The organism is Frankia sp. RB5 (genome assembly GCF_059816245.1).
Genome location: NZ_JCBATA010000038.1, coordinates 17,517 through 43,061 on the forward strand (window position 1 = coordinate 17,517; position 25,545 = coordinate 43,061).

Below are 25,545 nucleotides of genomic sequence, written 5' to 3' on the forward strand. Positions count from 1 at the left end.
TACTCTTGGTTCTGCTGGGGTGGCAGATCGTCGCGATGGAGCGGGAGGGAGCGCGCGCGGTGAGCGCTGCAACCCCGGGCGAGGCCCGTCGCACCCTGCCCGCGCCGGTGCCCCAGCCACGCTCGGCACCGCCGGACGCACCGTGGCCCGCGCAAGCACCATCCCAGGCAGCGCCTGGCGGCATACCCGCGAGCCGAGCGGAACAGCCAGGTGGGCCCGGCCCAGCGCTGAAGGCCGATGTGCTGGTCGTCGGCTACGGGCCGGTGGGAGCGGTGCTGGCCGCACTGCTCGGCGAACGAGGCGTGTCGGTGCTGGTCGTGGACCCGGCCACCGAGCCCTACCCCCTGCCCCGCGCCGCCGGCCTGGAAGCGCGGGTCCTGCGCCTGCTCCTGCGGCTGCCGGGCATGGCCGGCCTGCTCGACGACGTGCTCCCCTCGACGGGAGCGACCTACCTGGGACCGGACCGGCGCCCGCTGCTCACCGCACGCCAGGGACAATCGGGCGAGTTCGGCGTGCCGGTCGGCGCGTTCGTCTACCAGCCATCGGTCGAGCAGGCCCTGCGCGCGGGGATCGCGACGATGCCGAGCGTGCGGGTCCGGCTCGGCGCCGCGGTGCGCGGGCTGCGCCAGGACGCCGACGGGGTGAGCGTGGACCTCGATGACGGCGGCGCCGTCGCGGCCCGCTGGGTCATCGGCTGCGACGGCACGACCAGCACCGTGCGCTCCCTGCTCGGTGTCGGCTACGACGGGACCACCTTCGCGAAGCGGTGGCTCGTCGTCGACGTGCGGTCCACGCGGCCGCTGCCCGTGCCGTCCGACCTGGCCTTCGTCCTCGACCCGGAACGCCCGGCGGTGACCATGCCCGTGCCCGGCGGTCACCGGTGGGAGTGGATGCTCCTGCCGGGCGAGGAGACCGAGGAGATGAGCCGCCCGCAGTCCGCCGCCCGGCTTCTCGCCTCGTGGATCGACCCGGACACGGTCACGATCGACCGGCAGGCCGTCTATACCTTCCACGCCCGCATGGCCCACCGGTGGCGGGTCGGCCGGGTGCTGCTCGCCGGCGACGCCGCGCACACCATGCCGCCGTTCACCGGGCAGGGCCTCAACGCCGGCATCAGGGACGCGGCGGCGCTCGCCTGGCGGCTGACCGAGGTCCTCGCGGGACTCGCCGCCGGGGCGAGCCTCGACGACTACGAGCGCGAACGCCGACCCGAGGTGGCGGCGACCACCAGCCGCGCCGTGCGCGCCGGCAGGCTCATCCAGGCCACCAGCCCCACCCAGGTGGCACTCACGCGCACAGCGCTGCGCACCCTCGCGCACCTACCCGGCCGCACCAGCCTGCCGGGCTCCGGCGCCGCCTGGCACCGTCTGCAGGCGGTGGCGCGTCCGCGGCGCGAGAGCGGACGGTGGGCCGGCACGGTCCTGCCGAACCCCGCCGTGCGCACCGCCGACGGCACCCGCGGCCGCCTCGAGGACCTGCTCGGCCCGTCCTGGGCGCTGCTCGGCCTCGGCGTCGACCCCGCCCACGGCCTGCCGCCCGCGGTCCGCGCGTGGGCACGCGGCCGCGGCGCCACCCTGCTCACCGTCACCCACCCCGGCGCGGCGGGGGAGATCCGCTCGACCTGCAACGTCGTCGAGGACCTCGACGGCACGCTGCTGCGGATCTCGCACCGCCGCGGTGAGCACCGCCTCGTCGTCATCCGCCCCGACCGCCAGCTCCTCGGCGCCTTCCCGACCCCGCTTCCCGCCGGCGTCCTGCCAGGGTAGGCACAGGCTCGGCGTCACCGGTCGGCCCGCAATTTCGTCGGTCAGGAGTAGTTGTCAGCAGGGTGGCGAGGTCGCGGGGGCGAACAGGTCGCTGCCGCGGTAGTCGGCGAGCTCGCGCGGCTGCCACCAGTGGACGCTGTCGATGTGCTCGGCGGCGAGGTCGTCCTCGCTCATCGTGCCCTGGGGGTGACAGGAAGGCGTGGGCCCGCAGGCGCCTGGCGGCTGCAGGGTGTGGGGGTCAGGTGGTCCAGGTCTCGGCGTCGGGGGCGCCGGGGACCGGCTTGCCAATGAGGGCGACGGCGGACCAGAAGGCGACCTGGCCGAGGCCGATCATCAGGGTGGCCAGGGTCCTGTCGTCGAAGTGGCGGCCCGCCTCGGCGTAGAGCGCGTCGGGGACGCGTTCACCGGCGTCGGTCGCGCCGAACACCGCCTCGGCCAGGGCGAGGGCCGCCCGCTCGGCGTCGCTGAAGTACGGCGCGTCGCGCCACGTCGCCACCGCGGCGATCCGCACCTCGGATTCGCCGGCGGCGCGCAGACCGGTGGCGGCCCGGATCGTCAGGTAGGTGCTGGTGAGGATCTGCCCGGCGCGCAGGGCGGCCAGGCCCATCGCGGTGCGCGGCATGGCGCCGTTGCCGGCGGCCCTGTTCAGGGCGCCCGCCACCTGGGCGAGTTCGGGTACGAGGATGGTGGGGTTGGACATGCGCGAGGCCATGACGTCTCCACGATGCGACGGTGCGATCCCAGGGCCAGGCCCGGGCTCGGGGTGAGGCCGGAGCCGGTGCCTGGTGGGGTGGACGGCACTACGACGTCCGGGCGCGGCGGAAGGTAACGCCCGGCCGTGCCATACCGGCGGCGCGGGTGTTACCTCACGGTCGTGTGGCGCGTCCTGGTAGCGACAGCGTCGTCGACCCGGGAGAGCCCGTGACCAGTCAGGACCAGCTCGCCGCCGCCTTCGAGGGGCAGCGGCCCTACCTGCACGCGATCGCCGTTCGCGTGCTCGGGTCGCACGCCGACGCCGACGACGCCGTCCAGGAGGCATGGCTGCGCCTGGCCCGCACCGGCGACGACGGCATCGAGGATCTGCGCGGCTGGCTGACCACGGTGACCGGCCGGATCTGCCTGGATCTGCTGCGCCGGCGCGGGACGCGGGGTGAGCAGCCGCTGGAACTCGACGTCGGCGCGCTCGCCCGGGAGCCGGCGGCGGACGGTCGCCTCGACCCGGAGCAGGAGGCGGTGCTGGCCGAGTCGGTCGGGCTCGCGCTGTATGTCGTCATGGACGCGCTCACCCCGGCGGAACGGGTGGCCTTCGTCCTGCACGATGTTTTCGGCGTGCCCTTCGCCGCGATCGCGGCGATCCTCGGCCGCAGTACCGCCGCGGCGAAGATGCTGGCCAGCCGTGCCCGTCGCCGGCTGCGCGCAGGCACGCCGCCGCCGGCCGATGTCCATGGCGCGGCCCGCGAGGTGGTGCGGGCGTTCTTCGCGGCGGCCGGGCAGGGTGATGTCGACGGGCTGCTGGGGGTGCTCGCCCCCGACGTCGAGCTGCACGCCCACAGCCCCGAGGGCAGCGTCGTCGTGGGCGGCGCGGCGAGGGTCGCCGCCCGGGCAGCGCTGTTCGCCCGCCCGGACGCCGTGGTGCGCCCAGCTCTCGTCGGCGGCCTGCCCGGCGTCCTCGTCACCGTCGACGGCCGGCCGATCACGGTGATGGCCTTCACGGTCATCGACGGCACCATCACCGCGATCCGCAGCCGCACCGACCCCGCCCGCCTGGGCCAGCTCGTCCCCACCTGGGCCAGCTGACCCCTCGCCGCGGCCGGCGTCTGTCAGCGCAGGGAGCGGAAGAACGCGCGGATGTCGGTGACGAGGCCTGTCCGCTCGAGGCTCCGCTGGCCGCCGCGCTGGTCGCGTTGGGGCGGCGGGCGCGCGTCGTCGTACTGGGCTGAGCCGCGTCCTCCCGCCGACCTATGCTCGGGCGCATGGCGCCTTCCACCGTGGCGTTCTTTCCCGGCTGGGATGGGACGCGGCTGGCTTACCGGGTGATGGGCGAGGGACGGCCGCTGGTGCTGCTGCACGGTGTCGCCGTCGCGTCGACGATGTGGGAGCGTCACGGGCTGGCCGAGGTGTTCGCCGGCCTCGGCCATCGGGTGTTGATGCCGGACCTTCGCGGGCACGGGCTGAGCGCGAAGCCGCAGGACGCCGCCGCCTACCCGCCCGACGTGCTGACCGACGACGCCCTCGCCTTCGTCGAACACCTGACATTGGTCGACTACGACCTGGGCGGGTATTCGCTCGGCGGCCGGATCGTGGTCCAGATGATGGTCCGCGGGGCCACGCCCGCGCGGGCGTTCGTCGGCGGTCAGGGCCTGCGCGAGGTGAACGGCGGCGTCGCCACAGGTGCGGGCGCCCAGCTGCGGAGGATGATCGCCGGGTGGGGGACGGGCGCGCCGGGCTCCGAGCAGGAACGGTCCGAGCGGTGGGCGCGGGCCAGCGGGCTGGACCCGGTCGCGACCGTGCATGTGCTGAATTCGCTCGTCGCGACGGCGACCGAGCCGGTCGGCGGGGTGGAGGTTCCCACGCTGGTGGTGGTCGGGCGGGACGACCCGCGCGCGGCGTCGGCCGCCGAGCTGGTCGACGCGCTGCCCGAGGCGACGCTGGTCGAGGTGCCCGGCGATCACGGGACGGCGCCCGCGGCACCGCAGTTCGCCACGGCGGTCGGGCAGTTCCTCGCCGGCGAGCCCGCGGGCCGCTGACGTGACCGCGGCGGCAGCCGCAGGGCGATGAGCCGGTTGTGCCGGCAGTGAGAAGGCCCTTACAGTCGCAGATGGAAAAGGGGTGGTCTGATGTCGCGCATTCGCATGCTGACGCTGCAGGAAATGTCACCCGAGGTGGCAGCGGGTGTGACGAAGCGTGAGAGCGTCGGAATGTTGGGTATCCCGCGTATCGAGGCGCACCAGCCGGAGATGGCGGCCGCGCAGGGGGCGCTCGGCGCCGCCATCATGCGCCACGGGACGCTGCCGCGCCGGCTGTTCGAACTGGTCCGCCTGCGGATCGCCTACCGCAACCAGTGCCGTAGCTGCATGTCGACCCGCTACCAGGTCGCCCTCGACGACGGGCTCACCGAGGACCTCGTCTGCGAACTGGAACGCCCGTTCGAATCCACCGAGTTCACCGCCGCGGAGATAGCCGCACTGCGTTTCGCCGACCTGTTCGCCACCGATCATCTGCGGATCGACGACGCCGTCTACGACGACCTGAAGGCGCATTACACCGAGCCGCAGATCGTCGAACTCGGCTATCTGTGCGCGATCAGCGTCGGGTTCGGGCGGCTCGCGGCGACCTGGGATGTCACCGAGTTCCTTCCCGACGGCTTCCAGGGCGCGCCCGGCGAGGTGCACACGCCGTGGGAGTCCTCCGACGCGCGCCCCGTCGGCCGGCGCCGCACAAGCTCCTGACCTGACCCACCGGCTCAGCGGCGGAGCTGTCAGCGGCGGAGCTGGTGGCGGGCGCGGGCGGCCTGGCGGGTGAGGTGATCGCGTTCGGGGACGCTGGTGGCCGCGGCGGCGGCCTCGGCGTACAGGTCGGCGGCGCGGGACAGGTCGCCGGCGCGTTCATACAGGTGGGCGGCGGCTGCGGCGCGTCGCGGCAGGTCGGCGGGCACGGCGGCCAGCGCCGCCAGCCCCGCCTGGGGGCCGTCGGCCTCGCCGAGCGCGACGGCGCGGTTGAGCCGGACCACGGGGCTGTCGCCGGTGAGGCGGAGCAGTTCGTCGTACCACTCGACGATCTGCACCCAGTCGGTCTCGGCGGCACACGCCGCGTCGGCGTGCAGGGCGGCGATCGCGGCCTGCGCCTGGTACTCGCCCAGCCGGTCGCGGGCCAGCGCGCCCTGCAGGACCGTCACCCCCTCGGCGATCAGGTGGGTGTCCCAGCGGGAGCGGTCCTGCTCGGCGAGGGGCACCAGGCGCCCGTCCGCGTCGACGCGTGACGACCGGCGCGCGTGGTGGCACAGCATGAGCGCGAGCAGCCCCGCCACCTCCGGTTCGCCGCCGGTCAGCGCGACGAGCTGGCGGGCCAGGCGGATCGCCTCGGCGGCGAGGTCCACGTCGCCGCCGTAACCCTCGTTGAACACCAGGTAGAGCACCCGCAGCACGGTCGCGAGATCGCCGGGCGCGTCCAGGCGCTGACCGGCCAGGCGCCGCTTGGCCCGGCTGATCCGCTGCGCCATCGTCGCCTCGGGCACCAGGTAGGCCGCCGCGATCTGCCGGGTGGTCAGCCCACCCACCGCGCGCAGTGTCAACGCGACCGCCGACGCCGGCGCCAGGCTGGGATGCGCGCACAGGAAGTACAGCGCCAGTGTGTCGTCGGTGGCCGGGGTGGGGCCGGGGGCGGGTTCGGCGTCGACGGCGAGTTCCCGCCCGCGCCGCGACGCCTGCGCCCGGGTGGCGTCGAGGTGGCGGCGCCACGCGGCGGTGACGAGCCACCCCAACGGGTCGCGCGGCGGATCGTCCGGCCACGACGCCAACGCCCGGATCAGCGCCTCCTGCACCGCGTCCTCGGCGGCGTCGAAGTCGGCGCCGCGCCGGACGAGGACGCCGATCACCGCGGGCACCAGCTCCCGCACCAGCGACGCGTCCACCTCACCCACCGTCCCCGGCCCCGTCACCGGCTCAGGCGCAGACGTCCGACGAGGAGGCGCCGGTGAGGAACGGGCGGACCTCCAGCCACTCGTGGATCGCTCGGCCGCCGACCCCGGGTGCGGCCGAAAGCTCCCCGGCGAGTGCGACGGCACGCTCCCACGACTCGACGTCGATGATCATCCAGCCGGCGATGAGGTCCTTCGTCTCGGCGAACGGCCCGTCGGTCACCGGCGGGCGGCCCTCGCCGTCGTAGCGGACGAACGCCCCGCCCGGCGCGAGGGCCTGACTGTCGACGTACTCGCCGGTCTCGCGCAGCCGGTCGGCGAAGTCGTTCATGTACTGCAGGTGCGCGTCGACCTCCGCCGGCGCCCACTCCTGCAGGGGCGGGTAGTCGACGACCGGCGTCGGCCCGCCGCGGTAGTGCTTGAGCAGCAGGTACTTCATGGTGTCTCCTCCTGGTCGCGGGCGGCCCGTCCTGGCCGCCTGTACCCCTGGGACGGTGCCGGCGCCCCGTTCTCGACACCCGGCAGCGGACCGATCGCGACATTGTTCCGCGGGCCGCGTCGGATCGGCGATCAGCGAGACGCGTGCGGGGCCTCGGCGCCGGCAGCGCAGCGTGCGGGTTGCGGTGCGGGTCCGGGGGTGGTGGCGAAGGTGGTGGGGTCCGAGCCCCAGCGGTGGGCGGGGTGGGGGTAGTCGTCGAAGCCGGGGATGGCGGGCCGCGCGGTGGTGCGGGTGGCGTGGGTGATGGTGGCGGCGGCGCTCGGGGTGGCGGCGGGGGGATGGTGGGGGTCGCGGCCGGGATGGTCGAGCAGCCAGGTGGCGGTGCGGGCGAGGCTCGCGGCGACGTCGCGACCCTGGCCGTCGTCGCCGCGGGCGACGAGCGCGTCGATGATCGCGGCGGCGAGCAGATAGCCGGTGGCGTGGTCGAGCGCCTGGGCGGGCAGCGCCCCCGGGGTGGTGGCGGCGTCGGGGCTCTCGATCAGGCTGATGCCGCAGGCGGCCTGCACCAGTGAGTCGAAGCCACGCCGCGACGCCCACGGGCCGCTGTCCCCCCAGGCGTTGACGCGGGCGCGGACCAGGCCCGGATGCGGGCGCAGGCCGAACGCCTCCAGCGCGCCGGGACGGTAGCCGGTGACGAGCACGTCGGCGCTGTCGAGCAGCGCCTGGGCGCGCGGCAGATCGGTGCGCAGGTCGAGGATCGCCGAACGTTTGCCGTGGCCGGTGTCGAGATGCTGCCAGACGATCTCGGCGGGCGCCGGCGGGTCGAGGCGCAGCACGTCGGCGCCGAGCAGCGCCAGCGTCCGCCCGCACACCGGCCCCGCGAGCACCCGCGTCAGATCGAGTACCCGCACCCCCGCCAGCGGCAACGGTCCACCCGTAAGCCGCCTCCGAGCTCCGGCGCCCTCGGAGGCGGGACGATCGTCGCGCCGGGTGGTGCGCACCAGCGGGCCGGGCGCGGCGGCACGGCCGGCGTCGCTGGCCCGCCAGGCCTGCTCGTCGCGGACCTGGACGGCGAGCGCGCCGGCGGCGGCCGCCCGCACCTCGACGTCGGCGGCGGAACTTGTCGCGATCCGCGCGGCGAGCGCGGCCCGGTCCGTCGCCGCGCCCGCGTCCAGGCCGAGCACGGCGAGCAGCCGGTCCCGATGGTGCGGATAGTTCGCGTGTGTACGCAGCCAGCCGTCGGCCGCGGGGAAGAACCCCGACAGCGCCGCGAACCCGGCCGCGGGCTCACCGCCGTCCCGGAACAGCCGCTCGCTGCCGAACGACGCGGCGAGCCGCTCCGGGTCGACCGGCGCGTCCGCGACCGGCCCGGTCGCCCCGGCACGCAGCGCCGCCGCCCGCACCGCCTCCACCGACATCGTCGCCAGCGGCAGCACGGGCAGAGTCGCGGACAGCCACACCGAGGACATAGCCGCATCGTAGGATCCGCCGGGTCCGCCCGCGATCGACCGGTGACCCGCGGCGGACGGAGGGCCTGCGGCCGCTCTGCGCGGCAGGCGGTTCGCCGGCTGGTCAGTGCGACGCAGTGGGAACGGCGGGGGGTTGCGTGGTGCGGGCGCGGTGCGCCGAGCCGATGGGCGGTGGTGGTGGTGGCGTGCTGGTCGAGGCAAAGGTGGCGAAGAGGTTGATCTCGATGACGATCTCGCCGTCGTCGGCGGTCATCCGCAGCCGGCCGCCGTGGATCTCGACAAGCCGGCGCACGACGTACAGGCCGAGGCGGGTGCCGTCGTCCGGGTGGGTCTCGGTGCCGGGGATCCGGATGAAGGGCTCGAACAATGTGCGCAGGGTCTCGGGGTCAAGGTCGGGTCCCGGGTGGCGGATGCGCAGGACGGCCTCGTCTCCGATCTGGCCGGCGGTGAGACGGATCGGCGCGCCAGGCGGGCAGTGGGCGGCGGCGTTGTCGAGCAGGTTCGTGACGAGCTGACGCAACGCGTCGTGGGTCATGCGCACCGGCAGACGGGGCGGGGCGTCGACGGTGACGCTGCTCGCGCTGTGTGGTGCGGATGCGCGCAAGGTGTCGACGGCCTCGCGCAGCACTGGCGAGATCTCCGTGAGGACGTCGTCGGTGGCGGCGGTGGCCGTCGCGGCGGTGAGCAGGTTCTCGAGCAGGCGGCACAGGCGCCGTGTGGCGAGGGACGCGGTGTCGAGCAGATCGTCGATGCGGTTGTCAGACAGATGGTCGCGCTGGTTGCGTACGGTTGCCAGGGTTGCGTGGATGCCGGCGAGCGGCGCGCGGAATTCGTGGCCCACGCTCGTGATGAGCGCGGTGCGAAGATGGTCGGTCTGCTCCATCCGGGCCATGAGGTTCTGCTGTCCCTCGTAGAACTGGTCGCGGTGGTGAGCGATGCGCTGGCGGGACTGTTCACCGTGGCGCCAGAGCAGGATCTGGACGCCGGTGAGGCCGACGACGAATCCGGCGAGGACCCCCACCGGCACCTGCGGTGCGCCACGGACCGGCAGGACGCGCGAGAGAAGGGGATCGGCCACGCAGGCCGCGGTCAGACAGAACGCATACGTCGCCCAGTCCTCGTAGAGCGCGAGCAGGGCGGTGACGACGGCCAGATGCAGGACAGGCTGCCAGGAGCCGCCCGCGAGCCCCATCAGGATCGTCGAGGAACTCAGCAGGCCTGCACTGGCGGCCAGGGTGCGCACCCGCCGCGCGCATCGCGACAGCGCCACGGCCAGCCCGGCCAGGGGAAGCACGAAGGCGACCAGGGTGCGCGCATCGGTCGCCTCCTGGTACCAGGCGTAGCCGGCGAGCAGCGGGAGGTGCAGCGCCAGGACCCAGCAGATCAGGGTGTGACGGGCCTTCCCGTCGGCCTCGCGCAGCCCGCGAGGCAACCAGCCGCCGGTGGGCAGCGCCGCATCGAAGGCCGGTGGCACCGGCCGTGCGGGGGCGGGCTGCGGGGATGCGGCGATCATCGCGCATTCAACCGGCGCACGCTGCGCCGCACCGTGGGGGAGGCTGTCGCTGTCGTGTCGCAACTCCTGGATCTGCGCGCGCAGGGTCTGCACCTCGGTCTCGAGGGCCGCGGCCCGGTCGATGGCCTCGTGGTGTTCGCGACGCAGATCCGCGCATTCGTCCTGCGCACGTCGTAGTGCGCCGTGCGCGTCGTCGAGCAGCAGGTCCCGGGAGGCAAGGTCGCCGCGCAGGGCGGCCGTGTCCCGATGGGCGTCACGCCGGCTACGGGCGAGCTGCGCCCGTGTTCTGCGCAGTTCCGCACAGGTGAGGTCGAGCAGCTTGTCCAGGGTGCGGATCGCGATCAGCTGGGGGTTGAAGACCTGGCTGACACCGAGGGGGCAGTCGGTGGCGTCGGGGCAGGCCGCGCGGTAGAGACGACCGCACTCCTCGAGGGCGGCCTTCTGCTCCTGCTCGGGGACGCCGAGACAGATCTGACCCTCAAAATAGTTCCATTGTGCAGATGATTTGGCGACCTCGCCTCGGAAGAACCGGAGAATCCTGGCGGACAGGTTCCGCTGCTGATTCCGCGTTCCCCCGGCATGATCCAGCGAGCTATCTGGTCGCCGGGGACCGGATAGCGTTCGTGGAGCGAGTACCGGTAGGAGAGCAGCGCGGCAAGGTCACGGTCCTTGACCTGCCGAGGGGGTCGCTGGACAGCCCCGGGCATCGACCCTTCTTTCGAACGACGGCGTCGGAATGCGTCTCCCCGGCCGCCTCAGGCCTGAGGTGGCTGGAACGGCGCTGATCCTGATGCGACGGGACGCGTCGCATCCCGCCTGCGCATCACGAACGATCCTGGGTGAAAAGTCGTTGATAGCGCGTCATACCGCACATTATCCGGAGTGGTCCTGCTGGAGTACGTTGGGCCGCATCAACTGCCCGGCCTGTCCGCCTGACCCCGGAGGGAGAACTCGATGTGGTGCATATGCAATTGCATCTGGACCGAGGTCTGGGCCCATGCGTAAGGGCAGGCCGGCGAGGCCGCGGAAGCGGTGCGGCGCACTCCCACCCCAGAGCACCTTCCCCCTGAGGGCCGCCGTCGCCCGCGCAGTGGCGGGAGGCGGGCCGGTCAGCCCGTGACGTCCCCCTGCCACGTCCGTCCCTCCCTGCCAGACGTCGGGACGCGTGCCGCACGTGGGCACTGGTGAATGGTGCCACTCGACGGGGGACGTTCACGCCATGTCGGGCTCTGAGGTGTGTCGCACCGTACGTCCGCGTGCGGCTCCCCAGGCATCACGGCCACCGGGCGGAGGCCCATCGCAGTGCCTCTGACGGCCCGGCGAGCGGCCTTCCGGAAGCGGACGCATGCAGCAAGCCCGCGGACAGGGGCGCGACACCGGAAACGCGGTCCGGGCGCCCACCTCGGCAGGCAAACCAGGCATAAATCGATCTCAAAGGAGAGACCTCGATGGTCAGTCCCACACCGGACCGAGCCGCGCCCGTCCTCGTGGTCGTGGTCGTCCTCGCGCCGCACGGCGACAGCACCCAGGCCGGCGCACCCAAAACGGCGCCCGAGCCTCTCAAACCGGATCCGTCGTCGCCCGGCGACGCGCCCTCACCCGCCAGGACCAGGAACAGGTGGCGCGTGGCGGTCGGCCTCACCACCGCCGCGCTCCTGGCCGCCACCGGGCTCGTGAACGTTGCGGGGCTGGCGACCGAGGTGTGGGGCGGAGCGTTCTTCCTCGTCATCGACGGCGTGCTGCGCGGCCAGGGGACGCGGTGAGCCGAGGCGGCGGCCACGGCCGTTGGGCGATCTATCAGGCGCGTAGCCCCCTCACCGTGCCCGCCCGTCCCGGCGAGAGTGACTCATCCGACGGGGCACTCCGCCCGCCCACCACACCCGATCCGCAGGATCTGACCGTGACTCACCTGGTGCATCACTCCAGCCATGAAGACCAGCGCAAACGCCCGGCCCTCACGCGCGCGCGCGTTACGGGCAGCCCAACTCGCCAGGAGAAGAAAACCATCATCGACAGGGGAGGGGGCATCGACGGCACGCACCTCGAACGGCGCTCCTGGCCGGCCGCAGCGCGGCCAGCCGGCAGCCGCCCTGGCGCGCCGACCCACCTGCGTGGTCCATCATGCTGATGGCCGGACAGCCGCGAACCCGAACTCGGGCCCTGGCTATCCGGCCGCCTACACACCAGGATCTCAGGCGCGGGCGAGGTACTGGGTGGGGAAGGTGTAGGGGGCGCCGTTCGCGAAGTACTCGGTTTCGACGACGGGCAGGCCGGTGTACTTCTGTGCCGGGGTGATGTACAGGACCTCGGTCAGCCCCTTGAAGGGGAAGGTGGCGGTGAGGGAGGTGCCGTAGATGCCCCAGCGGACGCTGCTGGCGTAACCCCAGTAGTCGGGGTTCTTCGAAAGGCCGAGGAAGGCGTGGGAGACGACCTGGACGCGGGCGCTGTTCCAGTGCGAGCAGTCCGGGAAGTCGATGACGACGACGATGAGATGGCCGTTCGGGTCGGTGGCCTTCCAGGTGCCCTGGTAGGGATTGTTGGCGCAGGTGGAGGCCTGGGCGGCCGGTGCGGTCAGGGCCATGGCGGCGCTCAGCCCGACGGCGAGCGCCGCGGCGGTGAGCAGCGCGCCGAGGCGGCGGAAGGGACGCGGGAAACGGCGTGACACGAGGACCCCCGAGGTTGTTCGGTGTGGAATCGCTGCGCCGATCACAATGCCAGACTCCCGATCTCCGGGACTTTTCGTGTCGGTCACGGGACAGCGGCCGAGGTGAACCCGTTCCCTGTGGGCGACGTATTTCTGAGACAACTTCGCGATGAGACAACGCGCCGCCCCCGGCGATGGCATGGAAATGGCAGCGGCCCGGCGGAAGGCGTTTGCGTGAAGAGCAGGTCGAGGCAGGGCGAAGCGGCTACCGTCGTCTCCTGGCCGTGCGGCGCGAGTCCGGGAGGCAGCGGGCGTGAGCGAGGACGACGGGCTGGCGGCGCTGCGCCGCGGCGAGGACCCGAACATCCTGGCCCGGCTGCGCACCGGCTGGGCGGTGCTCGGCGCGACGCAGCTGCTCCCCGGCTACTGTTTACTCATCCACGACGGTGACGCCGACCAGCTGACGGACCTGCCGCGCGCCGAGCGCACCGCGTTCCTGGCGGACCTGGCCCTGCTCGGCGAGGCGATCGCCGCGGTGTGCGCCGCCGCCGACCCGGGATTCCTGCGGATCAACTACGAGGTCCTCGGCAACGCCTGGCACCACCTGCACGGCCACGTCCGCGCCCGCTACACCTGGGAGGACGAGCGGCTGCGCGTCGGCCCGGTCCACCTCTACGGCCCCGCGCTCACCGACCCCCGTCACGCCGCCGGCCCCGCCCACGACCCCCTGCGCGCCCAGCTGAGCGCCGCCCTCACCACGATCACCCGCGACGCCTACGCCGAGCTCTGACCGGCGGACGTTCCCCCCTTACACCGCCACCCGGCAATGGTGACAGCACGTCACGGCCCTGGCGCCGTGCGGGTGTCGGAATCGACGCCAGCGGGTAGGGGCGGGCCGAGGGGACGTGGGCGCGGTGGGGGAGGTGGCCGAGATGTCCGTCACCCGCCTGCCGGCGGTCGAGGACCATGCGTCGCGGCAACAGACGACGCCTGCGGCGAGCCCCGACACGCCGTCAGCGCGTGCGGCGCGGGGGAAGGACGCCCGGCTGCTCGCCCCGCGTCGCAGCCATGGGGTGTACGCACCCGCGCCGGGCAGGGCCGATCCGATCGGCCTCCTCGAGGCGCAGTCCCGGGAGCGGGTGGCGGACCTGGTGCCACTGCGCTACCAGCGGATGTGCGAATCGCCGTTCCGTTTCTACCGCGGCGCCGCCGCGATCATGGCGGCGGATCTGGCCGGCACGGCGACGTCCGGGCTGGACGTGCAGCTGTGCGGCGACGCGCATCTGCTCAACTTCCGCCTGCTCGCCTCCCCGGAACGTCACCTCGTGTTCGACATCAACGACTTCGACGAGACGCTGCCCGGCCCGTGGGAGTGGGACGTCAAACGGCTCGCGGCGAGCCTGGTCATCGCCGGGCGGGCGGGCGGCTTCGGTGCCGGGCGGCGCCGTGACGCCGTCCTCGCCGCCGCGCACGCCTACCGCACCGGCATGCGCCGCTTCGCCGCGCTGGGCAACCTCGACGTCTGGTACGCCCACGCCGACGTCGACGCGCTGCTCGCGCAGTTCGGCGGCGTCCTGCCGGCCCGCTACACCCGCCAGATCGCCGCCGCCGCCCGCGGGGCGCGCGGACGTGACCGCACCCGGGCGTTCACCCGCCTCACCGAGACCACCGCCGCCGGCGAGGTGCGGTTTCGCTGCGAGCCGCCGCTGCTCGTCCCGATCGCCCGGCTGCTCGACGGCACCGCCGCCGCGGCGCTGCACGGTCAGCTCGCACGCATCCTCGACCGTTACGGCGCCACCCTCGCCGAGGACCGCCGCGCGCTGCTCGACCAGTACCGCCTCGTCGACGTCGCGCGCAAGGTCGTCGGTGTCGGCAGCGTGGGCACCCGCTGCTGGGTGGCGCTGCTGCTCGGGCGCGACGGCGACGACCCGCTGCTGTTGCAGGTCAAGGAGGCCGGCCCGTCGGTGCTGGCCGCGCACCTGCCGCCGAGCCGGCATGACAACCAGGGGCAGCGGGTCGTGGCCGGGCAGCGGATGATGCAGGCCGTCGGCGACATCCTGCTCGGCTGGCAGCGCCTGGCCGGCGTCGACGGGGCGCCGCGCGACTTCTACGTCCGCCAGCTGGCGGACTGGAAGGGCATCGCCGTGCCCGAACGCATGGACGCCGGCGGGCTGGCGCTGTTCGCCCGGCTGTGCGGGGCCACGCTGGCCCGGGCGCATGCCCGTTCGGGGGATCGGATCGCGATCGCCGCCTACCTCGGCCGCGGTGACGCCTTCGACCGGGCGATCGCCGCGTTCGCCGAGGCCTACGCCGACCAGAACGACCGTGACCACGCCGCCCTCGTGGCCGCCGCCCGCGCCGGACGGGTCCCGGTGGCGCCCGGCCCGCAGGGGTGATGTCGCGCGTTGGACTACGCACGGTGCGACGGTGACGGCAACTTCGCCACCTAGAGTTCTCACCGTGACGGCAAAACTTCGGATAGTCATCTCCCTGACGGTGCTGGCGACGGCGCCACTGCTCGCGCTCCCCATCCCGACGGCCCTCGCGGCGACCGCCACCACGCCAGCGCCCACGGCCACCCCGACGCGGCCACCCGGCCCGGCGGTGCCACCGGCCCGCTCCGCCACCGCCACGCCGTCCACCGCGCCCACCCGCCCCACCACCGCGGCGACGGCGACGACGCGCGTCCGGCTGCCCCGGCCCACCGGCCCGGACGCCGTCGGCCGCGCGACCCTGCACCTCGTCGACCGTGCCCGCCGCGACCCCTGGGCGCCTGGGCGCCGCCGCGAGCTCATGGTCGACGTCTACTACCCGGCCGTCGCCGGCACCGGGCGCCCCGCCCGCTACGCCACGCCGGAGGAGGTCCGCCTTTACCTCACCGCCCTCGACCTCGCGACCGTGCTGCCCGTGCGGGCGATCAGCGACGCGGCCATCGCCAGCCGCACCGGAGCCCGCCCGCTGCCCGGACGTCACCCGCTGGTCCTGCTCTCCCCGGGGCTGGGAGTAGGCCGGCGTTCCCTGACCGGCCTGGCTGAGCAGCTCGCGAGCCAGGGCATGGTCGCCGCCACCGTCGACCACGCCTACGAGTCGACCGGCACCGCCTTCCCCGGCGGGCGGATGCTGACCTGCCTGGCCTGCGTGCGGATGCGCACCGACGCCGACTTCCGCGCCGCCTCCCGCACCCGCGGCGACGACCTGGCGTTCGTCCTGACCAGCCTCACCGGGCCCCATCCGGCCTGGTCCGGCGCGGCCACGATCGACCCGGCCCGGGTGGGCGCCGCCGGTCACAGCCTCGGCGGTTCGGCGGCGCTGTCGCTGCTGGCCCGTGACCCGCGGGTGCGCGCCGGTGTCGACATGGACGGCACCCTCGGCGAGCCGGTCCCCGCCGGCGGGTTCGGCGCCGGCCGCGCGGTGCTGCTGCTCGGCGCCTTGGCCGACCATCCCGGCCCGGGTGGGACGCTGACCCCGCCCCCCGACGACCCGGACCTGACCTGGCATCAGGCCTGGCCGCGGCTGCGTGCCCCGAGGTTGTGGCTCGACGTCGACGACGCAGACCACTTCAGCTTCACCGACGACCCGGTCATCGCCGACCAGCTGCCCCTGCCCAACCCGACCGGCCCCCCGCCGATCTCCGGCGCCCAGGCGCTGCGCATCACCCGCGCCTACGTCGGCGCGTTCCTCACCCGCTGGCTGACCGGCACCCCCCAGCCCCTGCTCGACGGCCCCAGCCGCACCTACCCCCAGGTCCGCGTCATCGGCCGCTGAACCGTCCAGCGACCCACACCCACCCGCACGGCTCGACGCGACGGGTGGGCGGGATCTGACCGGATCGGACGTGCTACGGCGTCCCCGTCACCGGCAGGCCCGGGCCGCACATCGAAGGGTTGCGGATCGGCACCCCTACGATCTTTCGTTCGGTGGGGCGAGAGGCGAGCAGGATGGCGCCGGGGGTGCGCTCGCCGGGGCCGGCGGGGTGCAGCAGCCGGGCGGACTCGACGAAGCCGGCGTCGCGCAGCAGGGTCGCGAGGGCGTCGGCGGGCCAGCGGTGCGACGGCGCGACCCGATGGTCGTGGGGCTGCGGGGCGGGGATGTCGCCGTCGGTGGCCTGGACGGCGATGAGCAGCGGCGCGCCGTCGGCGAGCACCCGGTGGAACTCGGCGAGGACCCGCGGCACCCACACCGGCGGCAGGTGGATGATCGAATACCAGGCGACGAGGCCGTCGAGGCCGCGGTCGGCGACGGGCAGGGCGAGCATGTCAGCGAGGGCGAACGGCAGCGTCGGATGGTCCCGCCGCGCCCGCTCGATCATCGCCGGGGTGAGGTCGACGCCGAGCGTGTCGACGCCGAGGCCGCTCAGGTGGGCGGTGAGGTGTCCCGGCCCGCAGCCGGCGTCGACGACCCGCGCCCGGCGGCCCGCGTCGCGCGGGTCGGCCGCACGGGAGGCGACAGCGTCCCGGTCACGTCCATCATGGTCGCCGGCGCCGGCGCGGGACGCGGCGGCGGTGGTCGCGAGGTCGGCGAACGCGCCGAGCATCGCCCGGGTCAGCGGCTGGGCGGGTAGCTGCCCGGCGAACAGGTCCGCGTACAGGTCGGCGACCTCGTCATAGCCGTCCCGTGTGCGCCGCAGCACCCGCGTCACGTCGCGTCCACTGTCCGCCGCGCCGCCACCGACCCGCGGCCCATCGTTCACAGGCGATGATCCTAACCATCGCCCCGGGACGCTGTGACGACACGCGGCCGCGCCGATGGCGAGACGGGAACAGCTGTGGATACCGTGAAGGGTGCCGCTGTCGCGCCGCGTGCCCGTGGGAGTGCGGGGCGCGGACGGTGCCGCCGAGCGACCTGGGGAGGCTCACGCTCATGGCCGTCGCGTTGAACCACACCATCGTCCACGCCCGGGACCGGGCGGAGTCCGCCGCGTTCCTCGCGCACATCCTCGGCCTCGAGGTCGGGCAGCCGGCGGGGCACTTCCTGCCCGTCACCGTCGCCAACGGCGTCACGTTGGACTTCGCCACCCAGCCCGAGGAGCCGATCACCGCGCAGCACTACGCGTTCCTGATCACCGAGGAGGAGTTCGACGCGGCGTTCGCCCGTCTGCTCGCCACCGGCAACACCTACTGGGCCGACCCGCGCTGCACCCGCCCTGGCGAGATCAACCACCACGACGGCGGCCGCGGCGTCTATTTCCTCGACCCCTCCGGCCACTTCCTCGAGATGATCACCCGCCCCTACGGCGGCTGACCGCGCGGCGTTGCGCGGAACGCGATCCCTCGTCAGAGATCCTTCGCCCGGTGGTCTCGCCCCGTCGGAGGTAGTCGGCTGGCGTGGCGGACATGTCCGCGCATAGCCTTCGTGGGCTTTCCACGCGGCAGGCGTCACCGTCCCGCCGCCGGCCTCGACCCGGCGGTCCGGCGGCGTGACGCTCGCGGCTGACGCGACGCGGCCCGCCCCGCCGTCCGCGGCGGCCGGCTCGCCCCCGCGCGCGTGGTCGGACGGGTCAGGGAGGACCGCGTGTGCACCAGCCATCGACCGCCGCCACCGGCACGCCCCCCGCGACCGGCGGGGCGCGCCGGGCGCTGACGACCGGGGACCGAGCCTTCCTGCACTACAGCCGTCTCCATCCCGGGGAGTATCTGGAAGCCGGAGTGGTTCTCGTCCTCGACGGGCCGGCGCTGGGTGTCGAGGAGCTGCGCGCCCACGTCGCGCGGCGGTTACGCGCGGCCCCGGCGCTCACCGAACGGCTGGCCCCGCCGGGTGCGCCGGTCGCCGACCTCGGCTGGGAGACCGATCCCACCCTCGACCTCGACCATCACGTCACCGTCGAGGACCTGCCGCCCGGCGGGGGCACGCCGGCCCTGCGCGCGGCGATGGACCTCCTCGCCGCCCAGCCTCTCGCCGCCCAGCCTCTCGCCGCCGCGCCTCTCGCGGCCCAGCGGCCGCTGTGGCGGCTCACGCTGCTGCGCGGGCACAGCCCGGCGACGAGCGCCGTCGCCTACCGGTTCAGCCACATCCACCAGGACGGCGCCGCCCTGCATCAGGCGCTGCACCTGCTGTTCGGCGCCGACCGCGACCCGGCGCTGCGCTCCCTGCCGGCGGCCTTCCCCTCGCCCCGCGCCCGCGACCACGCCCGGATGGCCGCCGCGCTGCTGCGCTCGAGCACCCGCAGCCGCGGCCTCGCCGCATGGGGTGGTCCACCGCGCGGCGAGGCCCGCCACAGCTTCGCGCTGGCCGATCTCGATCTGCTGCGCGGCCTCGGTCGCCGGCACGGCGCGACCGTCAACGACGTCTACCTCGCCGCCCTCGCCGGCGCCCTGCGTGCCTGGTCGCGACCCGAATGGGACCGCGGCCGGCGGCCCCTGCACGCGGCGATGCCGATCAACCTGCGCACCCGCGGCGAAAGCGAGATGCTGTCCAACATCACCTTCGGCACCCGGATCCGGCTGCCCTGCGACGAGGACGATCCGCGCCGCCGCCTGGCCCGCGTCGCCGGCCAGACCCGCCGGGTCCGCGCGGCCGGCGGCCTGCGTGCGGTGCAGCGGCGGATCCTGGAGGCGGTCCCGCCGGACGCCCCCGCGGCGATGCTCGCCCACATCGCCTCCGCCGGCGCCCGCCCGACCCGGGCGGCGCTGGTCGCGAGCAACGTCGGCACGATGCGCGGCCCGTACACCGTCGCCGGCCGGCCGGTGCGCACGCTGCTCGGCATGCCGCCGCTGTTCGTCGGCCGCCAGTACCTCTCGGCGGCTCTGTTCGGCCTGGACACGCAGGTCTGCGCGGCGTTCGCCGCCAGCGCCAGTGTGCCGGGCCATGACGCCCTGCCCGACCTGTGGCTCGCCGATCTCGCCGCGCTCGAGAACGCCGGCACGCCCGGGCGCCGCCGCAGGATCCGGCGCACGAGGGGCTGATGCCGCGAGGTCCCTCGTGCGCCGCGCGTTCGGCGCGGTGGCTCAGGGGCGGGTGAGCTGCCAGATGACCGCGTGGTGGTCGGGGCCCAGCTCGCCGGTGCCGCCCACGACGAGTCCGGTGTCGTTGAGGCCGCTGGCTTCGCTCGCGGTCACGTCCGGGCCGCTGAGATCGCGTATCCGACCGTGGGACCACCAGAAGGCGTGGGTGTGCCCGTCGGGCAGGTCGGCCGCGCCGGCGACCTCGCCACGGCTGTTCAGCGCCGCCGGCGACGTGCCGCGACCGCCGAGACCCCCCAGGTCCTGACGCCGCCCGGCGTTCCAGACGAAGCCGTGGACGGCCTCACCGACGCTGCTGCGCACGAGGATGTCCCCACGGTCGTTGATCGCGACCGCCTCGCTGGTCGCGTCGCCGCGGACCGTGCCGAGGTCGGTCATCCGGCCGCGCTCCCACAGGAACGCGTGGCTGGCGCCACCGGCGGTCTCGCTGGTGCCGATCACCTGGCCGTTGTTGTTGATGTCCACCGCGGAGCTGTTGGCGCCGCCCAGCGTCCCGAGGTCGGTCATCCTGCCTCGCCGCCACAGGAACGCGTGGTGGGTCCCGTTCGCGAGGTCGCTCTCGCCCACCACCTCGTCGCGGTCGTTGATCCCGGCGGCGGAGCTGTGCTGGCCGCCGAGAGTGCCCACGTTCACCGCCCTGTTCGCGAACCAGACGGCCCCGCCGCCGCGGACACCGTCATCGACGGTGCTCCATCCGACCACGGTGCCCGCCTCGTTGATGTCGGAGGCGGTGCTGCGCTGTCCGCCTATCACCAGCGGTCCGCCCAGATAGGGCAGCCGCTGGTCGCCGCGGCTGGCGGTCGTCTCGTAATGCGCCGGGGCGGTGCCCGCTATGGTTCCGGACCTGTTGATGGCTTTGGGTGCCACGCCGGTGGGCCGGAAGGTCCCCGCCTGCCAGACGAATCCGTTGTAGCCATAGGACAGGGAGTTTCTGCCTCCGGATACGACGCCCTGGTCGTTCACGACGTACGCGTCGGCGCCGGGAAAGGCGTTGAAGGGTGTGCCCAGGTCGATGACGTGCGTCGGCACCGCCCCTGCCGGGCGGGGCATCGAGGGGGCGCCGGCCAGGGCGGCCGGGGCCGGCAGCAGACCGCAGACACCCGCGGTCACCGCTGCGGCCAGTATCGGTACTCGCCTGCGTTGCATGGACATAGAAGCCCTCTTCCTTCGTCGGGAGGGTTGTGGAGTTTCGCGACTCGAATTCGGTGGATCCTGTGTCGACATCTTGGGGAAAGTCGCTGCATTGGGGCACAGAACCTGAATCGCCGTGGTTCCCGCACCCCTCGACTTCTCCCGCATGGTGAAGGAGACATTGGCGGCGGGCAACGCTGACCGTTGTCGCGTCCGCGACGCCGAAGGCCGGACCGAGCTCCCCAATGCGGCATCTCGCGAATGTGCGACATCGAATCGCGGAAGAATGCGGGCCGGCTTTTCGCCCGAATTACGGAAGGCGACGTCCACGGCCCGCCCGGCGCGGATCCCGCAGATCCCGCGGATCCCGGTGCGAAGCCGCCCGCGCTGGTGGCACGAGGAGGGCGGCGACGCGATCACCTTCGCCAGCGACGCCCACGACCGACGCCCTCGCCCGCGGCTTCCGCGACGCCATCGCCGTCGCCGAGGCCGCGGGTTTTCGCCCCACCGACGACCCGCACGCCTTCTGGCGCCGCGCCTGATCCAGCCCCCCGGCCCCGCCGCCGCTACCCGCGGCGCCGGAGATGCGTTCCGCGCGGACCATCCAGATCTCTGATGACGGACTGCGCCCCGCGGAGCGCCCCGCGGCACCGCCCTGCTCAGGCGTGCTCGCCGGTGGTGGTGTGTTCGATGGGGCGGCCGTCAGGGCGGTAGGTGCGGGTGGGAGAGCCGGTGGGGTCGGTGCCCAGGGTGTTGCCACAGTGGGTGGACAGCCAGGTGGAGAAGCTGTTGGGCCGCATCGGCGGGCGCCAGCTCTCCAGGTCGTAGGTGTCGCCGGTGGCATAGCCGCCGCCGTGCAGGGCGGGGGCCTCGGCGAGCGCCTGGTGGCAGGCGAGCTGGGCGTGCAGGCTGTCGGCGACCGCGGGGCCGCCGAGGTTCGGCACGCAGGCGCCGACCGCCGACCACAGCACCGCGGTGGTCTTGTCCCGCAGGCCGCGGCGCGAGGCGTCGGTGGGACGCAGCGACACCCGGAACCGGCCGTCCGCCCACTGCTCGACGACGATCTCCTCGACGTCCTGGCTGGCCCCGCAGTACGGCCGTCCCGCCGCCCGCGCCCCGGCCGCCGCCCCCGCGGTCGGTGCCGGCGTCGCGCCCCGTGACGTGCTCGGGTGCGGCGCGGACGGCGAGGTCATGTGGGCGCGGGAGTCGGCGGTGTCGGCGCGGCCCGCGTCCGCGCCGCCGCCCTCGGACGCACAGGCGGTGAGCGCGCCGACGACGATCAGCGTCAGCACGGCGATGAGCCCCCGCGCCGACCGGCCGGCGGCCACCACGGGCCGATCGGCACGCGCGATGCTCCCGACACCCCGCGCGGTGCTCGTCTCGGTGAGAGCGTCAAGGCCCGCCACCTCCGCGCCGGTCCTGGCGGCGGCGGTCCTGGCAACGGGGCCCGTGCCGGTCCTCGCCGCGGTGGCGACGTTGGCACGGGTGGACGGGTGTGCGCGTGCGCTCGGCGTCTGCACCGCGTAAGGGTAGGCCGCCACCGGGGGCGCGGCGCCACCCGAGGGGCCGGCCGCGCCCCCGATCGGTCTGATCGGGCGATGCTCATGGCCCGTCGGGACCGCGTCCACTCGCCTTTGGACCCCGCCCACCTGGCACCGCCCGCGCACGGAGACGGACCGGGATCCGAGAACCTCCTTGACCACCCACCGACATAAACAGCTAATGTGCTAGCTGCCTAGTTAAAGGTCACATGGGTGGGGCGGTAGGGATGGAGGAGCGTGCGATGATCGAGTTCTACCTGGACGTCGGGTCGGGGGTGTCGCCGTACCAGCAGGTCGTCCGGCAGGTGCGGCACGCGCTGCGGCTCGGGCTGCTGCGTGAGGGCGACCAGCTGCCGACGGTCAAGGACGTGGTGGCGGCGTTGGCGATCAACCCGAACACGGTGCTCAAGGCCTACCGGGAGCTCGAGCACGAGGGTCTGGTCGCCGCCCGACCGGGGGTGGGCACGTTCGTCACCCGCACGCTGACCGACGCGACCCTCGCCGCGCACGGCCCCCTGCGCGCCGACCTGCGCCGCTGGCTGGCCCGCGCCCGGCGCGCGGGCCTCGACGACGAGAGCATCGAGGCGCTGTTCATGACCACCTTTCGCACCGCCGCCGTCGAGGACATCGCGTGAACACGCCGAACGCCCCGACTGACGGCGCCGGGACCACCGCCCGCACCCGCGGGCGCGCCATCCTGCGGGCCGCCGCCACCGGCACTCCCGATCCGCCCCCCGGACTCGACGCCGCCGCCGCCGACACCGACACCGTCGACGCCGACGGTCGCGACGTCGCGCTGCGGGCGCGGGGCCTGGGCAAGCGGTACCGGGGGCGCTGGGCGCTGTCGCAGTGCGACCTCGACATCCCGGCCGGGCGCGTCGTCGGGCTCGTCGGGCCCAACGGGGCCGGCAAGTCCACCCTGCTCAACCTCGCCGTCGGCATGCTGACGCCGACGGCGGGCAGCGTGCGGGTGCTCGGCGGGCGTCCCGGCAGCGGGGCGGCGCAGCTGGCGAAGGTCGGGTTCGTCGCCCAGGACACGCCGACCTACCCTCGCCTGAGCGTCGCCGAGCATCTGCGCCTGGGCGCGGCGCTCAACCCGGGCTGGGATGACGCGGTGGCCCGCGAACGCGTCGAGCGGCTCGGGCTGGACCCGGCCGCCCGCGCCGGCACCCTGTCCGGCGGGCAGCGCGCCCAGCTGGCCCTCACCCTCGGCGTCGCCAAACGGCCCCGGCTGCTCGTCCTCGACGAACCGGTCGCGAGCCTGGACCCGCTGGCCCGCCGCGAGTTCCTCGCCGACCTGATGACCGCCGTCGCCGAACACGAGCTCAGCGTCCTCATGTCCTCGCATCTGGTCTCCGACCTCGAACGGGTCTGCGACCACCTCGTCGTCCTGGTCGCCTCACGGGTGCGGGTCGCCGGTGACATCGACCGGCTGCTGGCCACCCACCACCGGCTCACCGGCCCGCGCCGCGACCCGGCCACCCTGCCCGCCGACCAGCAGGTCATCACCGCAAGCCACACCGACCGGCAGAGCACCCTGCTCGTGCGCACCGACGGCCCGGTCCACGACCCCGCCTGGACGCGCGGCCAGCCCAGCCTCGAGGACCTCGTGCTCGCCTACATGCGCCCGACCGCCCCCGAGACGGCGCCGGCCGGCCGACCCACCCTGGAGGCCCTACGATGATCTGGCTGTCCTGGCGTCAGCTGCGCACCCAGGCCGCTGTCGTCCTCACCGCGCTCGCCGCCCTCGCGATCACCCTCGCGGCGACCCGGGGGCAGCTGTCCCATCTGGCCGCCTCGGCCGGGGAGGGATTCCTCGACGCCGCCGGCGCCCGCCGCGCGGACAGCTGGCTCTACCTCGTCACCCTGGTGGTGGTGCTGGTCACGCCGGGAGTGCTCGGCGTGTTCTGGGGGGCGCCGCTCGTCGCCCGTGAGCTCGAGGCCGGCACCCACCGGCTCGCGTGGACCCAGAGCGTCACCCGCACCCGCTGGCTGGCCACCCGCCTGGGGGTGAGCACCCTCGCCGCCGCGGCCGCGGCCGGCGTGCTGGGCCAGGTGGCCCGCTGGTGGTGCGCGCCGATCGACACGGCGGTGCGCGCCGGGCACGGCAACGGCGGGCTGCTCTCCCAGCCGCGGATGAGCCCGGTCATCTTCGACGCGCGCGGCCTCGTGCCGCTGGGCTACGCGGCGTTCGCCGTCGTCCTCGGTGTCACCGTCGGGATGCTGGTGCGCCGCACCGTCCCCGCGATGGCCCTCACCCTCGCCGTCTACGTCGCCGTGCAGATCGCCGTGCCGCTGCTCGTGCGCCCCCATCTCGCGAGCCCGTCGCACGCCACCAGCGCGATCACCGCCGACACGCTGCACGGCTTTCGCGGTTCCGGCCCGCCCGACGCCGGCGGCCGCATCGACGCGCTGATGGTGGACGTCACCGCTGCCGACGCCGCCGGCGCCTGGATGCTGTCCAGCCGGACCGTCGACGCCGCGGGGAAGGTCGTCTCGCCGCTGCCCTCGACGCTGGCCGACTGCCTGGGCGTCCCGGACCGGGCGGTCGGTCCCGACCCGGTGGATCCGGCCGCCGGCGGCGTGCGGGCGGGTGGCCTGCCACCCCGCGGCGAACGGGTGGTCGCGGGCGGGCCGGCCCCGGCCGAGCGGCAGGCCGGGACGCGGGAGAAGGCGTGCTTCGCCGCGATCGCCCAGCGCGGCTGGCAGCAGAAGGTCACCTACCATCCCGACAGCCATTACTGGCCACTGCAGGGGGCCGAGACGGGCCTCTACCTCGCCCTGACCACCCTGCTCGCCGCCCTGTGCTTCTGGCGGATCCGCCGCCTGTCCTGATCGTCGGGCCAGCCGGGAGGACACACCCGGACCGCGCGGGCGGCGCGCTCGGCGAGAAGGCGGGCGGGCGGCGCCGTCACCGCCGCGGGTCGGCGAACTGACGGGCCAGGTCGCGGTGGTGGGCGGCGGCGCGGGCCGCGTGGGCGGCGAGGTCCGCGTCGGTGGTGGGCTGGCGCCGCCACTGCTCCGCCCACGCGGCGGCGTCGAGGTGCCGGCGGTGCGCGTACTCGCGACACGCCAGACAGGTGACGCTGCCCGGCCGCGTCGAGGTGCTTGCGTAGGTCACCGTGAGGCCGCAGCCGGTGCTCACCCGCGCCGGCGCGTCGGCGGCCAGCCCGAACGTCGCCGCGGTGATCTGCCGCGACACCGCCGCACCGCCCAGATCGGCCTGCACGTGAACGTGAGGGTCGGTGCCCTCGCCCACGTCGTCACCGTTCGGCGCCGCCATCACTCTCCCTACGCTCGAAACGGTCCATATCGCAGTAAACCGAACACACACACCGCGCATGCCCTGAAAACGGCGTGTCGCCTCGGGCCTCCGCGTTGGCCAGCGGGAGGGGTGCGGCCCGCATGGCCAGTCTGGCGTGCGGCGCCGGGCAGGCACGCCGCCCG

At 74.4% G+C, this 25,545-nt stretch carries 24 protein-coding genes; 14 read left to right on the top strand and 10 right to left on the bottom strand.

Translation table 11 applies throughout. The features are described 5' to 3' along the window. The first annotated feature begins 59 nt into the window (after positions 1–59). Entirely contained in the window at positions 60–1,766 is a 1,707-nt protein-coding gene (locus AC6EXY_RS19955; protein WP_499818027.1) for a bifunctional 3-(3-hydroxy-phenyl)propionate/3-hydroxycinnamic acid hydroxylase, read from the top strand. A gap of 238 nt (positions 1,767–2,004) precedes the next feature. Here the strand turns inward: AC6EXY_RS19955 and AC6EXY_RS19960 are convergent, their stop codons facing one another. Continuing rightward, positions 2,005–2,478, bottom strand: a complete 474-nt coding sequence (locus tag AC6EXY_RS19960) for a carboxymuconolactone decarboxylase family protein (RefSeq protein ID WP_499818026.1) — start codon at positions 2,476–2,478, stop codon at positions 2,005–2,007. A 209-nt stretch (positions 2,479–2,687) separates the two neighbouring features. Between AC6EXY_RS19960 and AC6EXY_RS19965 the strand changes: the two genes are divergently transcribed. From AC6EXY_RS19965 to AC6EXY_RS19975, 3 genes are all read left to right on the top strand, one after another. After that, positions 2,688–3,563: a sigma-70 family RNA polymerase sigma factor gene (locus tag AC6EXY_RS19965; protein ID WP_499818025.1), complete on the top strand. Its 876-nt coding sequence runs from the start codon at positions 2,688–2,690 to the stop codon at positions 3,561–3,563. Positions 3,564–3,739: 176 nt separating this feature from the next. Continuing rightward, entirely contained in the window at positions 3,740–4,513 is a 774-nt protein-coding gene (locus AC6EXY_RS19970) for an alpha/beta fold hydrolase (RefSeq protein WP_499818024.1), read from the top strand. A 147-nt stretch (positions 4,514–4,660) separates the two neighbouring features. After that, the gene (locus tag AC6EXY_RS19975) at positions 4,661–5,215 is read left to right on the top strand and encodes a carboxymuconolactone decarboxylase family protein (protein WP_499818023.1); all 555 of its coding nucleotides are present in this window, start codon (positions 4,661–4,663) and stop codon (positions 5,213–5,215) included. A gap of 29 nt (positions 5,216–5,244) precedes the next feature. On the opposite strand, the gene AC6EXY_RS19980 is transcribed toward AC6EXY_RS19975, so the two are convergent. The 4 genes from AC6EXY_RS19980 to AC6EXY_RS19995 all read right to left on the bottom strand — a co-directional run bounded on the left by AC6EXY_RS19980 (position 5,245) and on the right by AC6EXY_RS19995 (position 9,823). Then, positions 5,245–6,396 carry an RNA polymerase sigma factor gene (locus AC6EXY_RS19980; RefSeq protein ID WP_499818022.1) on the bottom strand — a complete coding sequence of 384 codons (1,152 nt, stop codon included), beginning with the start codon at positions 6,394–6,396 and terminating at the stop codon, positions 5,245–5,247. A gap of 31 nt (positions 6,397–6,427) precedes the next feature. After that, positions 6,428–6,841, bottom strand: a complete 414-nt coding sequence (locus tag AC6EXY_RS19985; protein WP_101836372.1) for a YciI family protein — start codon at positions 6,839–6,841, stop codon at positions 6,428–6,430. A 131-nt stretch (positions 6,842–6,972) separates the two neighbouring features. Next, positions 6,973–8,310 carry a CoA transferase gene (locus AC6EXY_RS19990; protein ID WP_499818021.1) on the bottom strand — a complete coding sequence of 446 codons (1,338 nt, stop codon included), beginning with the start codon at positions 8,308–8,310 and terminating at the stop codon, positions 6,973–6,975. 103 nt (positions 8,311–8,413) lie between these two features. After that, positions 8,414–9,823: a sensor histidine kinase gene (locus AC6EXY_RS19995; RefSeq protein WP_499818020.1), complete on the bottom strand. Its 1,410-nt coding sequence runs from the start codon at positions 9,821–9,823 to the stop codon at positions 8,414–8,416. A 54-nt stretch (positions 9,824–9,877) separates the two neighbouring features. Between AC6EXY_RS19995 and AC6EXY_RS20000 the strand changes: the two genes are divergently transcribed. After that, a complete protein-coding gene (locus AC6EXY_RS20000) occupies positions 9,878–10,000 on the top strand; it encodes a hypothetical protein (RefSeq protein ID WP_499818019.1) in 123 nt (40 codons plus the stop codon). A gap of 1,271 nt (positions 10,001–11,271) precedes the next feature. After that, positions 11,272–11,586, top strand: a complete 315-nt coding sequence (locus tag AC6EXY_RS20005) for a hypothetical protein (protein ID WP_499818018.1) — start codon at positions 11,272–11,274, stop codon at positions 11,584–11,586. Positions 11,587–12,014: 428 nt separating this feature from the next. Here the strand turns inward: AC6EXY_RS20005 and AC6EXY_RS20010 are convergent, their stop codons facing one another. Further along, positions 12,015–12,488 carry a hypothetical protein gene (locus tag AC6EXY_RS20010; RefSeq protein WP_101832553.1) on the bottom strand — a complete coding sequence of 158 codons (474 nt, stop codon included), beginning with the start codon at positions 12,486–12,488 and terminating at the stop codon, positions 12,015–12,017. Positions 12,489–12,780: 292 nt separating this feature from the next. On the opposite strand from AC6EXY_RS20010, the gene AC6EXY_RS20015 reads away from it, so the two are divergent. The 3 genes from AC6EXY_RS20015 to AC6EXY_RS20025 all read left to right on the top strand — a co-directional run bounded on the left by AC6EXY_RS20015 (position 12,781) and on the right by AC6EXY_RS20025 (position 16,232). Next, positions 12,781–13,257 (top strand): HIT domain-containing protein, encoded by a 477-nt coding sequence (locus tag AC6EXY_RS20015; RefSeq protein ID WP_499818017.1) that lies wholly within the window; start codon positions 12,781–12,783, stop codon positions 13,255–13,257. A gap of 142 nt (positions 13,258–13,399) precedes the next feature. After that, the gene (locus tag AC6EXY_RS20020; RefSeq protein ID WP_499818016.1) at positions 13,400–14,863 is read left to right on the top strand and encodes a DUF2252 domain-containing protein; all 1,464 of its coding nucleotides are present in this window, start codon (positions 13,400–13,402) and stop codon (positions 14,861–14,863) included. 64 nt (positions 14,864–14,927) lie between these two features. Then, positions 14,928–16,232 carry an alpha/beta hydrolase family protein gene (locus AC6EXY_RS20025; RefSeq protein ID WP_243407385.1) on the top strand — a complete coding sequence of 435 codons (1,305 nt, stop codon included), beginning with the start codon at positions 14,928–14,930 and terminating at the stop codon, positions 16,230–16,232. Positions 16,233–16,305: 73 nt separating this feature from the next. On the opposite strand, the gene AC6EXY_RS20030 is transcribed toward AC6EXY_RS20025, so the two are convergent. Continuing rightward, a complete protein-coding gene (locus AC6EXY_RS20030) occupies positions 16,306–17,157 on the bottom strand; it encodes a class I SAM-dependent DNA methyltransferase (protein WP_499818015.1) in 852 nt (283 codons plus the stop codon). Between the two features lie 170 nt (positions 17,158–17,327). Between AC6EXY_RS20030 and AC6EXY_RS20035 the strand changes: the two genes are divergently transcribed. Both AC6EXY_RS20035 and AC6EXY_RS20040 read left to right on the top strand, forming a co-directional pair. Continuing rightward, positions 17,328–17,708: a VOC family protein gene (locus AC6EXY_RS20035; protein WP_101831258.1), complete on the top strand. Its 381-nt coding sequence runs from the start codon at positions 17,328–17,330 to the stop codon at positions 17,706–17,708. Positions 17,709–17,980: 272 nt separating this feature from the next. After that, positions 17,981–19,369: a wax ester/triacylglycerol synthase domain-containing protein gene (locus tag AC6EXY_RS20040; RefSeq protein WP_101831257.1), complete on the top strand. Its 1,389-nt coding sequence runs from the start codon at positions 17,981–17,983 to the stop codon at positions 19,367–19,369. Between the two features lie 42 nt (positions 19,370–19,411). Here AC6EXY_RS20040 and AC6EXY_RS20045 read toward each other — a convergent pair whose 3' ends face one another. Both AC6EXY_RS20045 and AC6EXY_RS20050 read right to left on the bottom strand, forming a co-directional pair. Then, the gene (locus tag AC6EXY_RS20045; RefSeq protein WP_165818311.1) at positions 19,412–20,578 is read right to left on the bottom strand and encodes an HAF repeat-containing protein; all 1,167 of its coding nucleotides are present in this window, start codon (positions 20,576–20,578) and stop codon (positions 19,412–19,414) included. 638 nt (positions 20,579–21,216) lie between these two features. Further along, a complete protein-coding gene (locus tag AC6EXY_RS20050; RefSeq protein ID WP_499818014.1) occupies positions 21,217–21,963 on the bottom strand; it encodes a DUF2599 domain-containing protein in 747 nt (248 codons plus the stop codon). A 377-nt stretch (positions 21,964–22,340) separates the two neighbouring features. On the opposite strand from AC6EXY_RS20050, the gene AC6EXY_RS20055 reads away from it, so the two are divergent. Genes AC6EXY_RS20055 through AC6EXY_RS20065 form a run of 3 tightly spaced genes read left to right on the top strand, consistent with a single transcriptional unit; the run spans position 22,341 to position 24,933 of the window. Continuing rightward, entirely contained in the window at positions 22,341–22,733 is a 393-nt protein-coding gene (locus AC6EXY_RS20055) for a GntR family transcriptional regulator (protein ID WP_101831255.1), read from the top strand. Further along, a complete protein-coding gene (locus tag AC6EXY_RS20060; RefSeq protein WP_499818013.1) occupies positions 22,730–23,782 on the top strand; it encodes an ABC transporter ATP-binding protein in 1,053 nt (350 codons plus the stop codon). The genes AC6EXY_RS20055 and AC6EXY_RS20060 overlap by 4 nt, the downstream gene beginning before the upstream one ends. Next, the gene (locus AC6EXY_RS20065) at positions 23,779–24,933 is read left to right on the top strand and encodes an ABC-2 membrane transporter-related protein (RefSeq protein WP_101831254.1); all 1,155 of its coding nucleotides are present in this window, start codon (positions 23,779–23,781) and stop codon (positions 24,931–24,933) included. Before AC6EXY_RS20060 ends, AC6EXY_RS20065 begins: the two co-directional genes overlap by 4 nt. Positions 24,934–25,009: 76 nt before the next feature. On the opposite strand, the gene AC6EXY_RS20070 is transcribed toward AC6EXY_RS20065, so the two are convergent. Then, positions 25,010–25,381: a hypothetical protein gene (locus tag AC6EXY_RS20070; RefSeq protein ID WP_499818012.1), complete on the bottom strand. Its 372-nt coding sequence runs from the start codon at positions 25,379–25,381 to the stop codon at positions 25,010–25,012. Positions 25,382–25,545: the final 164 nt, after the last annotated feature.